The following is a 13981-nucleotide window of genomic DNA, read 5'->3' on the forward strand; positions in this document are numbered from 1 at the left end:
GTCAGCGGGGGCCGGCGGCGGCGGCGCGCCCGGCGATCCGGCCGAAGATCAGGGCGCTGCCGACCGCGTTGCCGCCGCCGACGTACTGGGCCCCGAGCACGCTGCCGCTGACCTCGCCCGCCGCGTACAGGCCGGGGACGGGCTCGCCGTCGGCGGCGCGCAGGACGCGCGCGTCCGGGTCGGTGCGCAGCCCGTAGCCGGTGACGGCGACGACGGACGGGACCATCCGCACGGCGTAGAACGGCGGTGCGGCGATCGGCTTCATCACGGCCGGGTCCTTGAAGAACCGGGAGTCGGCGCCCGCCGCGCAGTCGGCGTTGTACCGGGCGACCGTCGCGGCCAGCGTGACCGGGTCCATGCCGGTGCGCGCGGCCAGCCCGGCGATCGTGGGGGCGGTACGCACGCGGCCGCGTTCCGCCTCGGCCAGCAGCGTCCCGGCGACCCAGCTGCCCGCGCCGAACGGGGCGTCGGGGGCGGCCGCCGCCGACCGGCACGCCGCGTCGTCGAACACCGCCCAGCACGCGTCGCCGTGGGTCAGCGCCAGCGGCGTGATCACCGTGTGCGGCGCCAGCTCGTTGACGAACCGGCGGCCGTCCTCGGTCACGTAGACCAGCCAGCCGGGGACGAACGGTTCGAGGTCGCGGCCGAAGCCCGGGGTGAGCAGCAGCTCGCCGTGGTTGCGCCCGGTGGTGCCCGCCCCGGCGCCCTCCGCCAGCGCGATCCCGTCGCCGGCGCAGGTGGCGGGGGCGGGCGACCAGACCTCGCCGCCGCCCCGGGCCGCGTCGGGGTAGTGCGCGGCGACCATGTCGGGGTTCGCGCCGAAGCCGCCGGTGGTGAGCACGACCGCGGCGGCCGTCAGGTCCTCGCCGCGGGCCCGCACGCCGGTCACGCGGCCGTCCTCGGCGGTCAGGCCGTCGACCCGGTTGCCGAGCGCGATCTCGATGCCGCGTTCGGCGCAGGCCGCGCCCAGCGCCCGCACGATCGCCCGCCCGGCGCCGGTCGGGCGGTGGCTGCGCGGCGACCGCTCCAGCCCGGCCCGGTAGAGGTTCTCCGGGGCGAACTCGACACCGAGGCCCTCCAGCCAGCGCAGCGTCGGCTCGGCGCGGTCGCAGAAGCGGCGCACCACGGCCGGGTCGGCGTCCCAGCGGTTGAACGTCATGTAGTAGTCGTAGAACTCGTCCGCGGAGTCGCCGGGATGGCCCGCCGCGGCCTGCTGCGCGGTGCCCGCCGCCATGAAGCTGCCCCCGGCCAGCGCGGTGGCGCCGCCCACCCGGTCGGCGGCCTCCACCACCAGCACCGAGGCGCCCTCGTCCGCGGCGCTGACCGCCGCGGCCAGACCGGCGCCGCCGGCCCCGACGATCACGATGTCGACGTCAGGCATGGGTCCGTCCCTCCAGTTCCGCGCGGATCAGGTCGCCGTGCTCGTCCAGCGCCGGGCTGGGGCCCGGGTCGGCGGGCGGTGTCGCGGAGAACACCGCGGGCAGGCGCGGTTCGACGACGCGGCCCGCCACCGGGTGCGTCGACTCGACGAACAGCCGCCGGGCGACGGCCTGCTCGTTGGCCGGGATCTCCGCCGGTTCGAGGACGTCGGCGTACAGCGCGCCCGCCGCCACCAGACGGGCCCCGGTCGCCGCGCGCGGCAGGCCCGCGGCCCTGCCCCTGATCGCGTCGAGCACCGCGCGGAACGCCTCCGGGCGCGCCTGGCGACCCGCCATGGTCGCCAGTTCCGGCGGCAGGGCGACGCCGAGGACCTCGCAGAGGGCGCGGAGGCCGCCGTCGTGGCCCAGCGACACCATGCCCCAGCCGTCGGCGAACCGCAGCGCCGTCCGCTGTCCCGTGGTGGCGTCGTCCCCCTGGTCCTTCGGCGCGTCGGGCAGCGTGCTCGGCCCGGCGGCGTCGAGGTGGACGAACCAGGCCGCGACCTCCAGCATCGACACCTCGACGTGCTGCCCGCCGGCGCCGCGCCCGCGCGCCAGCAGCGCAGCGAGGGCGGCCTGGGCGCCGATCATCCCGGCCAGCTTGTCGACCACCGCGTGCCCGATCGGCCCCGGCTCGCCGCCGGCCCCGCCCTGGAGCGCCGCCAGGCCGCCGTACGCCTGCAGCAGGCTGTCGAACGCCGGCCGCCGCGCGTACGGCCCGGACGAGCCGAACCCGTTGATCGACACGTAGACGAGCCGGTCGTTGAGGTCCCTCAGGCGGGCGTAGCCGATGCCGAGGCGCTCGGTCACTCCGGGGCGGAAGTTCTCCACGACGACGTCGGCCTCGCGTGCGAGGGCCAGCGCGGTGGCGGCGCCGTCCGGTTCGCGCAGGTCGAGCGCGATCGACAGCTTGCCCCGGTTGGCCATCTGGTACATCGCGGAGATGCCGCCGCGCCGCGTCCCGACGAACCGGGCCCGGTCGGGCCTCGCCGGGTGCTCCACCTTGATCACGCGGGCGCCGAGGTCGGCGAGGATCCCGGCGGCCAGCGGCCCGGACAGCGAGGTGGTGAAGTCGAGGACGGCGACGCCCTCCAGCGGTCCGGTCATGCGTGCTCCCTGCCGGGGCCGAGTTCGCGGAAGCGCGGCGCGGGGCCGGGCTCGCGGTGCCCGCCCGCGTCGACGAACGTGCCGCGGGCGCGGTGGTGCGGATGGTCCAGGGCCTCGTACGGGTCCAGGACGGGCGTCACGGCCGCGTCGACGGCGGCGAAGACCTCCGTCCACTCGGCCCGGGTCCTGGTGGCGAACGCCGCGGTGAGGCGCTCGCGCAGCTCCGGCCAGCCCGCCGGATCGTGCTGTCCTGGCAGGTCGGAGACGTCGACGCCGAGGGTCTCGGTCATCCGCGCGTACAGGTCCGCGCCGGTCGCCCCGACCGCCATGTAGCCGCCGTCGGCGGTGCGGTAGACGTCGTAGAACGGCACGCCCGAGTCGAACTGGTTGGTGCCGCGGGGGCCGAGGCGCGCCCCCGGCATGTAGTAGTGGCCCATCATCAGCGCGACGCCGTCGACCATGGCGGTGTCGACCACCCGGCCCCGGCCGGTGCGGCGCGCGTCCAGCAGCGCGGCGACGATCCCGAACGCCAGCAGCAGCCCGCCGCCGCCGAAGTCGCCCACGATGTTGAGCGGCGGCACGGGCGGACCGCCCTTCCGCCCCACCTGGTGCAGGTACCCGGCGAGCCCGATGTAGTTGATGTCGTGGCCGCCGTGCCGGGCGAGCGGCCCGTCCTGGCCCCAGCCCGTCATCCGCGCGTACACCAGGCGGGGGTTGGCGGCGCGGCAGTCGTCCGGGCCCAGGCCGAGGCGTTCGGCCGTCCCGGGCCGGAAGCCCTCCACGGCGACGTCGGCGTCCGCGATCAGCTCCAGCGCCCGCGCGCGTCCCGGGCCGGACTTGAGGTCGGCCACCTCGGACCGCTTGCCCCGCTCGAAGATCGTCCGGCCCTCGTACATCCGCCGGACGCGGCCGGGCCGGACCAGCGTGACCACCTCGGCGCCGTGGTCGGCCAGCACCATCCCGGCGAACGGCCCGGGCCCCATGCCGCCGATCTCGACGACCCTGACCCCCTCCAGGACCCGCACGGCCATGCCTTCGTTCTCAGAGCGCACGGTGAACAGGAAAACCGGCCCCAGTTACCCGCGTCGTTACCGTGCGCGCGTCCCGGCCGCCCGGTGACGGGTCAGGTAACGGGCCCCGCGGGACGCTGCCACCTCGACCGTTCACCGAGAAGGGCAGGGATGGCGCATGGCGAGGGGGAACGTGGGTGAGATCCGGTACGGCTTCGACGCGCAGTACATCGGCGGGCGGTGGCGGCCGTCGACCTCGGACGAGACGCTCCCGGTGATCGATCCCGCCACCGAGCGGGAGATCGGCGCGGTGCCCGCGGGCACCGCCGACGACATGCGGGCCGCCGTCGCCGCGGCCCGGACGGCCTTCGACGAGGGCCCCTGGCCGCGCATGGCGCGCAAGGAGCGGGCCCGGTACCTGGTCCGCCTCGCCGACGCGCTGACCGCCCGCAAGGACGCGATCATCGCGCAGATCGTCGCCGAGTCGGGCGCGCTGCCCGCCAACGCCGAGGCCGTGCACTGGGTGGGCGGCATGGGCCACCTGGAGTTCTGCGCCGACCTGGCCGCCCGCGACCTCGACGAGACCATGCCGCTGTCGCTCGCGCCCCGTCCGGGACGGGCGCCGATGCTCGGCACCGAGGTGGTGAAGCGGCGCCCGGTCGGCGTGGTCGGCGCCATCACCCCCTACAACTTCCCGTTCTATCTGAACCTCTGCAAGATCGCGCCGGCGCTGGCCATGGGCAACACCGCGGTGCTCAAGCCGTCGCCGCTCACCCCGCTGGAGGCGCTGCTGTTCGGCGACCTGGCCGACGAGATCGGCCTGCCGCCCGGCGTGCTCAACATCGTCAACGCGGGCGCCGACGGCGGCATGGCGATGGTCGAGCACCGCGGCGTCGACCTGATCAGCTTCACCGGCTCGGACGCCGTCGGCGCCGCGATCATGGCCGCCGCCGCGCCCACCCTGAAACGGCTGGTGCTGGAGCTGGGCGGCAAGTCCGCCGCGATCGTCCGGGCGGACGCCGACGCCGCGGCCGCGGCCGCCGCCGTGTTCGGCCTCAACATGGCGCACTGCGGCCAGGGCTGCGAGCTCACCACCCGGCACCTGGTGCACCGCTCACTCCGCGACGACTACCTGGCCGCGGTGACCGACCTGGCCGGCAAGGTCCGGATCGGCGGCGGCGCCGACCCGTCCGCCACCCTCGGCCCGCTGATCTCCGCCGCGCAGCGCGAGCGGGTCGAGGGCTTCGTGGCGGGCGGGCTGCGGGACGGCGCGACGCTGGTCACCGGCGGCCGGCGTCCCGACGTCACGCCCGGCTTCTTCTACGAGCCGACGATCCTGGCCGGCGTCGACAACCGCTGGGAGGTCGCGCGCAGGGAGATCTTCGGTCCGGTCGGCGTGGTCATCGACTTCGACACCGACGACGAGGCGGTCGCGATCGCCAACGACTCCGACTACGGCCTGGCCGGCGGCATCATCACCCGCGACACCGGCGCGGCCTACCGGATGGCCGAGCGGATGGACACCGGCCGGGTCCGCATCAACGGCGGCAACGGGGTGATGAGCGTCCACTCGCCGATGGGCGGGTGGAAGCGCTCCGGCATCGGCGTCGAGCACGGCGTGCAGGGCGCCCTCGAATTCACCCTGGCCCAGACCATCTCCTTCAACGCGGGCTGAACACCAACGGAGCGACCCATGACCGAGACACGACCGGCCCCGGCGGGCCCCGACCTCGACCGCCTGGTCGACGGTTTCGACGCCTACGACCACGAGACGGCGCAGCACCTGTTCGAGGTCACCGACCACGCCCGATCCCGCTGCCCCGTCTCGCGCAGCACCGCCCACGGCGGATACTGGCTGGTCACCAGCTACGCGGAGGTGCGGGAGGCGCTCGGCGACCCGGCGACCTACTCCTCCAGCCACGGCGTGGCCTTCCCGCACCACCAGTCGCTGATGATGCCGCCGATCGACCTCGATCCGCCGCTGCAGAAGGACTTCCGCAGGCTGCTGAACCGGCACTTCTCCCGCGCGGGCATCACCAGGTACGAGGACGCCATCCGGCGGATCGCGATCGAGACCGTCGAGTCGTTCGCCGGCCGCGGCGCCGCCGACCTGCACGCCGACTTCGCGGCGCCGTTCACCGCCGAGGTGCTGGCCCGGGTGATCCTGCACGTCGACGACGACGACCTGTTCGGCCGGGCCCGCGAGGTCGCCGCGCAGATCTCCCGCAACGACCCCGCGCAGGAGGGCGACAAGCGCGCCCGCCTGGAGGAGATCGTCGAGGAGATCCTGGAGCAGCGGCTCGGGTCCGGGGTGCGGCACGAGGACGCGATCGACGCGCTGCTGTACGGCGAGGTCGACGGCCGCCCGCTCACCCGCGACGAGCGGGTCGGCACGCTGATGATCCTGGTCATGGGCGGCCTCAGCACCACCAACGCAGCCCTGACGGGCGTCTTCCGGCACGCCGCCGAGACGCCCGGCCTGGAGGAGCACCTGCGCGCCGAGGACTGGACCCGGCAGGAACTGGACGAGTTCCTGCGCTTCGAGCCCCCGGTCAGCTCGCTCTCGCGGACCGTCATGAAGGACACCGTCCTCGGCGGCCGGGAGCTGAAGCGGGGCGACGTCGTGCTGCTGCACTTCGCGGCGGCCAACCGCGACGAGACCGTGTTCGACGACCCCGACGAGCTGCGGCTGGACCGGGAGAAGAACCCGCACCTGAGCTTCGGCCTCGGCTACCACCGCTGCATCGGCTCCAACCTGGGCCGGATGCAGATCCAGATCGGCGCCGCCGAACTGCTCGCCCGGATCGAGGACATCAGGCTCGCGGAGGGCGCCGTCCTCGAACGGGAGGCCGGCACCGGCTCCGGCTGGACGTCCCTGCCCGTCACGTTCCGCCGCCGCGGCCGTTAGCGGCGGCGCCGGCAAGCGCAAGGCCCCTGGCGGGATTCCGCCAGGGGCCCTTCAGCGTGCGGGTCAGATGCGCAGGGTCTTGAAGCCGTCGACGACGGTGACCTGCCCGCTCACCCAGCCGGAGTCCTCGCCACAGAAGAACCGCAGCGCGGCCACGAGGTCGGCCGGCTGGCCCTCCTTCTTCACCGCCTGCGCGGCGGTGAGCGCGGCCCTGCTCTCGGGCGGCACGGTGACCATGGTGGCCTCGGTGTAGATCAGGCCGGGCGCGATCGCGTTGACGGTGATGCCGTGCGGCCCCAGCTCCCTGGCGAAACCCTGGGTGAGGCCGATGATCGCGAGCTTGGACACGCAGTAGGCGCCGCCGAGACCGGAGTAGGCGCCGGTCGACGCCTGGTTGACGATCCGGCCCCAGCCCGCCTCGGCCATCAGCGGCGCGACGGCTTGGGTGACCAGCAGCGCGCCGTCCAGGTTCACCGCGAAGACCCTGCGCCAGTAGTCGATGTCGACGTCCATCTGGGTGTCGTTGCGCATCGAGTGGTAGATCGCGGCGTTGTTGACCAGGATGTGCGCCGCGCCGAACTCGCCGCGCAGCCACGTGCCGAGATCGGCGGCCGAACGCGGGTCGCCGACGTCCACCCGCCGGGCCACCGCCCTGCCGCCGTCGGCGGTGATCAGCTTGACCGTCTCGTCGGCCAGCCCCTCGTCGAGGTCGGCGACCACGACGGTGGCACCGTCGGCGGCGAGCGCGGCGGCGTACTCCCGGCCGATGCCGCGCCCGGCTCCGGTGACGACCGCGATTCGTCCTTCGTGTGGCCCGGTCATGGCCTCTCCTTCGCATCGGTGTCGATGCGATCCTCCGGAGGCGCCATTACCTGCCGCGTTACCTGCCGCGGGGCGCCCCGGCGGGCCGCGGGAAGCCGCCGGTGAGCTCCTCCCAGGCGTTCGCCGCGCGGAGCACGGCCGCGTCGTCGCCGTGCGCGCCGACCAGCATCAGGCCCTTCGGCAGCCCGTCGACGAGCCCGGCCGGAACCGAGATCGCCGGATGCCCGGGGCATGGCGAGGAGGTCGTGGCGCGCGAGCGCCCTGTCGTAGCCGGCCCGCAGCCACGGCGCGGCCTGCCGCGCCATGGCGTAGCCCATGCCGCCGTCCTGGGCGAGCAGGTAGCCGCCGCCGAGCAGCGCCATCGTGATGCCGGGGGAGAGGGCCGCGGCCCGGGAGCGGCGGCCGTCGAGCACGGCCCGCATCAGCGGCAGGTCGGCGGGGCCGCGGTGGTTCAGCCCGGCGCCGTCGCCGTACAGCAGCTGGTGCGTCGTCCCGATGAGCATCGACGCGGGCAGGATGGCCGCGGCGAGGCGGTGCTCGGGGATGGAGACGTGTACGCCCGGCCGTTCAGGCTCCTGCCACCGGCGCTGGTCGACGCCGTCGGGCCCGGCCATCACCTCCAGCAGCAGCGCCACGTCGGCGACCGTCCGCGCCATCGGCCACAGATGCTCGATCGCCGCCGATCAGGCCGGTCACGGCCCGGAGCTCGGCCTCGGACAGCCCGAGGCCGAGCCCCTCTGCGATCGGCCGCAGATCGTCTTCACCGGGCGCGCGCATCGGCGGTCCCCTCCTCGGCTCGGGCCGTTCAGGCCTCTTGGGTCTGGATGAGCGAGGGCGGCTCGCCGGTCGCCCGCGACTCGTAGACGACCTGGGTGTCGGTGGCGGCCAGGAACCCCCACGGGCCGAGCTCCGAGCCGAGCCCGCTCCACTTCACGCCGCCGAACGGCTGGCGGGGGAAGGCGTTGTCGCCGTGCGTGTTGATCCACACCATGCCCGCGTCGATCCGGGCCGCGACCTCCGCCGCCCGCGCCGGGTCGCCGCTCCAGACCGAGCCGCCGAGGCCGAAGGCGGTGTCGTTGGCCAGCCGGACGGCCTCGTCGAGGTCGCGGTAGGCCAGGATCGGCATGACCGGGCCGAACTGCTCCTCGTCCACGATCCGCATCCCGTGCCCGGCGCCGCCCAGCACGGTCGGCGCGTAGAAGTACCCGGGCCGGTCGAGGCGGCGCCCGCCGGTCAGCACCCTGGCGCCCTTGGCCCGCGCCTCCTCGACGAGTCCGGTGACCCGGGCCAGCTGCGGCGCGTTCTGCAGCGGCCCGAGCTCGGTGCCCTCGGCCGCGCCGTCGCCGACGACGGTCCGCTCCGCCCGCGCGACCAGCGCCTCGGTGACCCCGTCCAGCAGGTCCTCGTGCACGTAGATTCGCTTGGCCGCGATGCACAGCTGCCCGCAGTTGCCGAACGCGCCCCAGAAGAGCCGCTCGGCGATGGCGGCCGGATCGGCGTCGTCGAGCACGATCGCCGCGTCGTTGCCGCCGAGCTCCAGCGTCACCCGCTTGAGGTCGGGCGCCGCCGCGGCGGCGACCTTCTTGCCGGTGGCGACCGACCCGGTCATGGTGATCTTGCGGGTGAGCGGATGGCGGGTCAGCAGCGCGCCGAGCTCGGGCCCGCCGCCGCTCACCACGTTCAGCACCCCCGGCGGGAACGCCTCGCGCAGCAGCTCGCCCAGCCGCAGCGTGGTCACCGGGGTGAACGGCGACGGCTTCACCACCACCGTGTTCCCCGCGGCCAGGACCGGCGCGACCTTGCAGCACGCCATGATCAGCGGAATGTTCCACGCGGTGATCGCCACCACCGGCCCGAGCGGCCGGTGCGTCACCGCGACGCGGGCGGACCCGTCGTCCTGGATGATCTCCGGCGGGACCTCCAGGTCGGCGTAGTAGCGGAAGACCAGCGCGCCCGCCATCGCCTCCATGCGGGCGTCCGCGAGGGGCTTGCCCTGCTCGCGGACCACCAGCGCGGCCAGCTCGTCCTCGTGCGCGGCGAGCACGTCCGCGGCGGCGTGCAGCGCCCGGCGCCGCCGCTCCCGGGAGGTGCGCCAGCCGGTGCGGAACGCCGCCTCGGCCGCCGCCATCACCTCCTCGACCTGCGCCGGCGTGCACTCGGGCACCCGGGTGAACGGCTCGCCGGTGGCCGGGTCGACCACCGCGAACGATCCGCCGCCCGGCGCGGACGCGCCGTTGATCGTCTGGACGGGTCCGCCGGTCACGCGGGCACCTCCTCGCCGGCCGTGCTCGGGGTGAAGACGACCGGCAGCGACGCCGGGCCGCGCGCCACCCACGGGGTGTGCGTGATCTCGGTGCCCGGCCTCAGCGCGTAGTCGGGGAGCACCCGCAGCACCTCCGACACGATCACCTTCAGCTCCAGGATCGCCAGCTGCTCGCCCAGGCAGCGGTGCGCGCCGTACCCGAACGCCAGATGCGACCGCTCCTCGCGGTCGAGGTCGAAGGCGTCGGGATCGCTGTACACGCGCTCGTCGTGGTTGGCGGAGGTGAACAGCAGCAGCATCTTGTCGCCGGGGGAGATCTCGTTGCCGTCGATCACGTGCGGGCAGGTCGCGGTGCGCGCCATCCCGGTCACCGGCGCCTCGTAGCGCAGCAGCTCGTTGACGAACCGGGCGGTCAGGGCGGGGTCGTCGCGCAGCCGGTCGCGCAGGCACGGCTTGTCGGCCAGGTAGTACAGCGCGCTCGCGGCGGCGTTCGCGGTGGTCTCGTGCCCCGCCATCAGGATGAGCAGCGCCATGCCCAGGGCGCGGTCGTGCGGGATCGGCTCGTCGCCGACCCGGCCGTTGGCGAGCTGGTAGAGCACGCCGCCGTCGTCCTCGCCGCTGCCCCGGCGCGCCTCGATCGCGTCCCCGAGATAGCCGGCCAGCGCCTGCGACGCCCGCGAATTGGCCTCCTTGTCGCCGGAGTAGGCCGTCCGCTGCATCGTGGTGGTCCAGGCGCGGAAGGCGTCCCAGTCCTGCTCGGGCAGGCCGAGCAGGTCGGCGATCACGATCGCCGGGACCTGCTCGGTCAGCGCCGGCACCAGGTCGGCCTCGCCGTCGCCGCGGAACCGGTCGAGACGGCCGCGGACGATCCGGCGGACGCTCGGCTCCATCCGGTCGGTCTCGGCCTTGCGGAACCGCGGCCCCAGGAACCGGCGGTACCGGGTGTGCTCGGGCGGGTCCACCTCCAGCGGGATCGACCGGACGACGTTGCCGACGTCGGGGATCGTGGCGCCCCGCGTACTGGTGTACCCGGTGGTGTCCTTGCAGATCTCGACGACGTCCTCGTAGCGGGTGACGGCCCAGTGGCCGTCGAACCTGGGGCTGTGGACGGCGCCCGAGCGGGCGCGCAACGCGGCGTACACCTCGTAGAGCCGCTCGACGGTCTCCGGATCGGTGTAGTCGAACTCCTGGGCCAGTTCCTCGGCGGGCTTGGGCATGGTCGTCCTCGTTCCTTCGTGCTGTCAGGGGATCAGGACGGGCTTGATGACCTCGTGGCTCCGCATCGCCTCGACCGCCCTGCCGAGATCGGCCAGCGGGAAGGCGGTCACGAGCCGGTCCACCGGGAAGCGGCCGCCCCGCCAGTGGTCGACGAGCACCGGCACGAACTCCCGCGGCACCGACTCGCCCATGCTCAGCCCGCAGACGTAACGGCCGTCGAAGAACTTGTAGGCCTCGAACTCGAAGGTGGGCTCGGCCGGGCCGCCGATGAGCGCCAGCCCGCCCTTGGGCCGCAGCGCCTCGAAGCAGGCGGTGATCACGGCGGGCCGCCCGGAGGTGTCCACCGCCGAGTCCACGCCGCCGAGCTCCGCCAGCCGCCGCGCGACGTCGGTGCCGTGCGGATCGAGCGCGACGTCGGCGCCGAGTTCCAGGCTGAGCGCCCGCCGCGACGCGATCGGGTCGATCGCCACCACCAGCCCCGCGCCGCACAGCCGGGCCGCCATGACCGCGCCGAGCCCCACGCCGCCGGCGCCCGCCACGGCGACCGTCCCGCCGGCCCGGGTGCGCAGCACGTTCAGGATCGCGCCGGCCCCCGTCTGCACCCCGCAGCCCAGCGGCGCCGCGACCTCGAACGGGATGTCGTCCGGGATCCTCACCAGCGTCCGCGCCCGCGCGACCGCGTGCGTGGCCAGCGACGACTGGCCGAAGAAGTGCGAGTGCACGCGCCGCCCGTCCAGGCTGAGCGCCGTGCCGCCGTCCCGCCGGCCGCCGCCGAAGTTCAGCGTCTGGAACTCCTCGCAGTAGAAGGGGAACCCGCGCCCGCACCGCGCGCAGGCCCCGCACGAGTCGAACGACATGAGGACCCGGTCACCGGGGGCGTAGCCCTCCACGCCGTCCCCGACCTCCTCGACGACCCCGGCGCCCTCGTGCCCGAACACCCCCGGCAACGGCGCGGGATGGACGCCGTCGGCGCACAGCAGATCGGTGTGGCAGACACCGGCCGCCCGCACGCCGACGAGCACCTCACCGCGGCCCGGACCGTCCAGCTCCAGCGTGCGCAACGCGAACCCCGAGCCCGGGGCGGTGGTGACTCCGGCGGTGATCTCCATGCCCGCTCCACGCGATGTCGGCGGCGAGTGCCGCGGTACGGATCGGCAGGTGACGACGGTCACGCCGCCTCGTTACCCGCGTCGTTAACCCCGGCGGATCACTCAGAACCGCCGGGCCGTCTCCGGGCCCGCCAGCGGCGAACCGGGCGCGGCGATCCACAGCTCCTCCTGCCACGACCTGGCCCAGGTCCGGGCCGACTCCCGCCACGCGCGCGCCTCGGCGGAACGGGCCAGGCGGGCGTGGTCGCCGCGCTCCAGCGCCCAGGCGGTGAACACGAGCCCGTCGGTCTTGGCGGCCCGGTAGTTGCCGATCAGGCGGTGGCCGCAGCCCTCGGCGACCGGTGCCCAGCGGTCCCGGACGGCCTCCATGTACGCCTCTTCCGCCCCCGGCTCCACCCGCACGGTCTCGTAGGACATCAGCGAGCCCGCGACGCCCCGTGCCGCCAGGCCGTCGCGATCGGGGCACCCCGCACCGGGGAGCATGAGGAAGTCCTCGCCACCGCTGCGCAGCCCCTCGATGCCGTCGTACAGGGCGGCGAGCGCCGGATCCGGGCGGACCATGGTCTTCTCGACGAGCGCGCTGAAGCCGTCCCAGCCGTCGGTGAACTCCCACAGCGCCATGACGCGCTGCCACCGGCCGGTCATGCCGATCAGGATCCAGGTCCCGATCTGCTGCAGGGGCCCGCCGGCCGCGGCCTCCCGCCGGCCGTGGTCGACGATCAGCTCGGCGAACCTGAATCGGTTCTCATGGGCGCCGACGATGTCCGCGCGCCCGCTCATGTACAGCTTCTCCACCTTCGCGACGCTCGGACCGCGCCGTTAGCCCCACCGTTACCCCCGGTCTAACGCCTCCTGTAATGCCTGCCCTCCATCCTCGGCACCATGACCGCCGGAACCACCCCCACGGAGCCGTCCGCGATCCTGCGGGACATCGACCTGTACGACCCGACGCTGCCCGAGCACCTGCACGGGGTTCTCGCGCACGCCCGTTCCCAATGCCCGGTGACCCACAGCTCCAGCCACGGCGGCTACTGGCTCGTCACCGACTACGCCGGCGTCAGGTCCGTGCTGAAGGACGCCGAGACCTTCTCCAGCGCGCACGGCATCACGGTGCCGCACCGTCCCGAAGAACCCCCCATGCCGCCGCTGCACGTGGACGCGCCGATCCACCGCGACTACCGGCAACTGCTGAACCCGTTCCTGACGCCGTCGGCGCTCGCCCCGCACGTCGGCACGCTGCGGCGGGCGACCGTCGAGCTCATCGAGGCGTTCGCCGACCGCGGCCGCTGCGAGCTGCTCACCGAGCTCGCGATGCCGGTCCCGGCGCTGGGCCTGGCCCGGATCATCCTCGCCGCCGACGACGAGGACGAGATCCGCGAGCTGCAGAAGGCCACGATGCTGATCGGCAGCGAGAACGCGGGGGAGGGGTTCGTGGCGCTGCAGCGGGTCGCGCGCAACGTCCTGGACGCCCGGATCGCCGCCGTCGAACGCGGCACCGCGCCACCCCGGGACGACGTGCTGGCCGCACTGCTGAACGGCACCGTCGAGGGCCGCCCGCTGACCGACCAGGAACGCATCGGCACGCTGATGATCCTGCTGCTGGGCGGCCTGGACACCACCACCAACGCGATCGCCAACATCGTGTACCACGTCGCGACCACGCCCGGCCTGGAAGACAGGCTGCGCGACCCGGCGTGGGTCAGCAGGGGCCTCGACGAGTTCCTCCGGATGGACAGCCCCGTCCAGTACACGGCCCGCTACGTCACCAAGGACACCGAAGTGGGCGGCCGGAAGCTGTGCCCCGGCGACTGGGTGGTGGCCCACCTGGGCTCGGCCAACCGCGACGAGGACCAGTTCACCCCCGCCGACCGCCTCACCTTCGACCGGGAGTCGAACCGTCACCTCGCCTTCGGCCTCGGCCGCCACCGCTGCGTGGGCTCCAACCTCGCCCGGCTGCAGATCACCGTGGTCTTCGAGGAACTCCTGGCCCGGGTGAGCGACATCAGACTCGCCCCGGGCACCGACGTCTCCTTCACCTCAGGCATGTCCCGCAAACCAAAACGCCTGGACATCACCTTCAACCGCCGGGGGTGAAGGGCGACCGATGGCGGGAGGGGTAATGAGTG

The 13981-nt window shown here is 74.3% G+C and carries 12 protein-coding genes; 3 read left to right on the top strand and 9 right to left on the bottom strand.

What is annotated here, in order from left to right; all coding sequences use genetic code 11:
* Position 1 precedes the first annotated feature (1 nt).
* From ACFPZN_RS34810 to ACFPZN_RS34820, 3 genes are read right to left on the bottom strand one after another with little or no spacing between them, the layout of a single operon-like run.
* Entirely contained in the window at positions 2-1381 is a 1380-nt protein-coding gene (locus tag ACFPZN_RS34810; protein ID WP_378286583.1) for an FAD-dependent oxidoreductase, read from the bottom strand.
* Positions 1374-2525 carry a CaiB/BaiF CoA transferase family protein gene (locus ACFPZN_RS34815; RefSeq protein WP_378286585.1) on the bottom strand — a complete coding sequence of 384 codons (1152 nt, stop codon included), beginning with the start codon at positions 2523-2525 and terminating at the stop codon, positions 1374-1376. Before ACFPZN_RS34815 ends, ACFPZN_RS34810 begins: the two co-directional genes overlap by 8 nt.
* Positions 2522-3577 (bottom strand): CaiB/BaiF CoA transferase family protein, encoded by a 1056-nt coding sequence (locus tag ACFPZN_RS34820; RefSeq protein ID WP_378286587.1) that lies wholly within the window; start codon positions 3575-3577, stop codon positions 2522-2524. The genes ACFPZN_RS34815 and ACFPZN_RS34820 overlap by 4 nt, the downstream gene beginning before the upstream one ends.
* Before the next feature lie 136 nt (positions 3578-3713).
* On the opposite strand from ACFPZN_RS34820, the gene ACFPZN_RS34825 reads away from it, so the two are divergent.
* Positions 3714-5210 (top strand): aldehyde dehydrogenase family protein, encoded by a 1497-nt coding sequence (locus ACFPZN_RS34825; RefSeq protein WP_378286589.1) that lies wholly within the window; start codon positions 3714-3716, stop codon positions 5208-5210.
* Positions 5211-5228: 18 nt separating this feature from the next.
* Entirely contained in the window at positions 5229-6443 is a 1215-nt protein-coding gene (locus ACFPZN_RS34830; RefSeq protein ID WP_378286591.1) for a cytochrome P450, read from the top strand.
* Positions 6444-6506: 63 nt separating this feature from the next.
* Here the strand turns inward: ACFPZN_RS34830 and ACFPZN_RS34835 are convergent, their stop codons facing one another.
* The 6 genes from ACFPZN_RS34835 to ACFPZN_RS34860 form a co-directional block, all read right to left on the bottom strand.
* Complete coding sequence (locus tag ACFPZN_RS34835; RefSeq protein ID WP_378286593.1) at positions 6507-7265, bottom strand: SDR family oxidoreductase; 759 nt, start codon at positions 7263-7265, stop codon at positions 6507-6509.
* A complete protein-coding gene (locus ACFPZN_RS34840) occupies positions 7262-7921 on the bottom strand; it encodes a hypothetical protein (RefSeq protein ID WP_378286595.1) in 660 nt (219 codons plus the stop codon). Before ACFPZN_RS34840 ends, ACFPZN_RS34835 begins: the two co-directional genes overlap by 4 nt.
* 149 nt (positions 7922-8070) lie before the next feature.
* Positions 8071-9528 (bottom strand): aldehyde dehydrogenase family protein, encoded by a 1458-nt coding sequence (locus ACFPZN_RS34845; RefSeq protein WP_378286597.1) that lies wholly within the window; start codon positions 9526-9528, stop codon positions 8071-8073.
* The gene (locus ACFPZN_RS34850) at positions 9525-10745 is read right to left on the bottom strand and encodes a cytochrome P450 (RefSeq protein WP_378286599.1); all 1221 of its coding nucleotides are present in this window, start codon (positions 10743-10745) and stop codon (positions 9525-9527) included. The genes ACFPZN_RS34845 and ACFPZN_RS34850 overlap by 4 nt, the downstream gene beginning before the upstream one ends.
* 24 nt (positions 10746-10769) lie before the next feature.
* On the bottom strand, positions 10770-11855 hold the full coding sequence (locus tag ACFPZN_RS34855) for an NAD(P)-dependent alcohol dehydrogenase (protein ID WP_378286601.1): 1086 nt from the start codon (positions 11853-11855) through the stop codon (positions 10770-10772).
* Positions 11856-11957: 102 nt separating this feature from the next.
* Positions 11958-12635 carry a hypothetical protein gene (locus ACFPZN_RS34860; RefSeq protein WP_378286603.1) on the bottom strand — a complete coding sequence of 226 codons (678 nt, stop codon included), beginning with the start codon at positions 12633-12635 and terminating at the stop codon, positions 11958-11960.
* Between the two features lie 102 nt (positions 12636-12737).
* Here ACFPZN_RS34860 and ACFPZN_RS34865 point away from each other — a divergent pair, with 102 nt between their 5' ends.
* Entirely contained in the window at positions 12738-13949 is a 1212-nt protein-coding gene (locus tag ACFPZN_RS34865) for a cytochrome P450 (protein ID WP_378286605.1), read from the top strand.
* Positions 13950-13981: the final 32 nt, after the last annotated feature.

Origin of the sequence: Actinomadura rugatobispora (assembly GCF_042656285.1) — a bacterium.
In the GTDB taxonomy this organism is placed as follows: domain Bacteria; phylum Actinomycetota; class Actinomycetes; order Streptosporangiales; family Streptosporangiaceae; genus Spirillospora; species Spirillospora rugatobispora.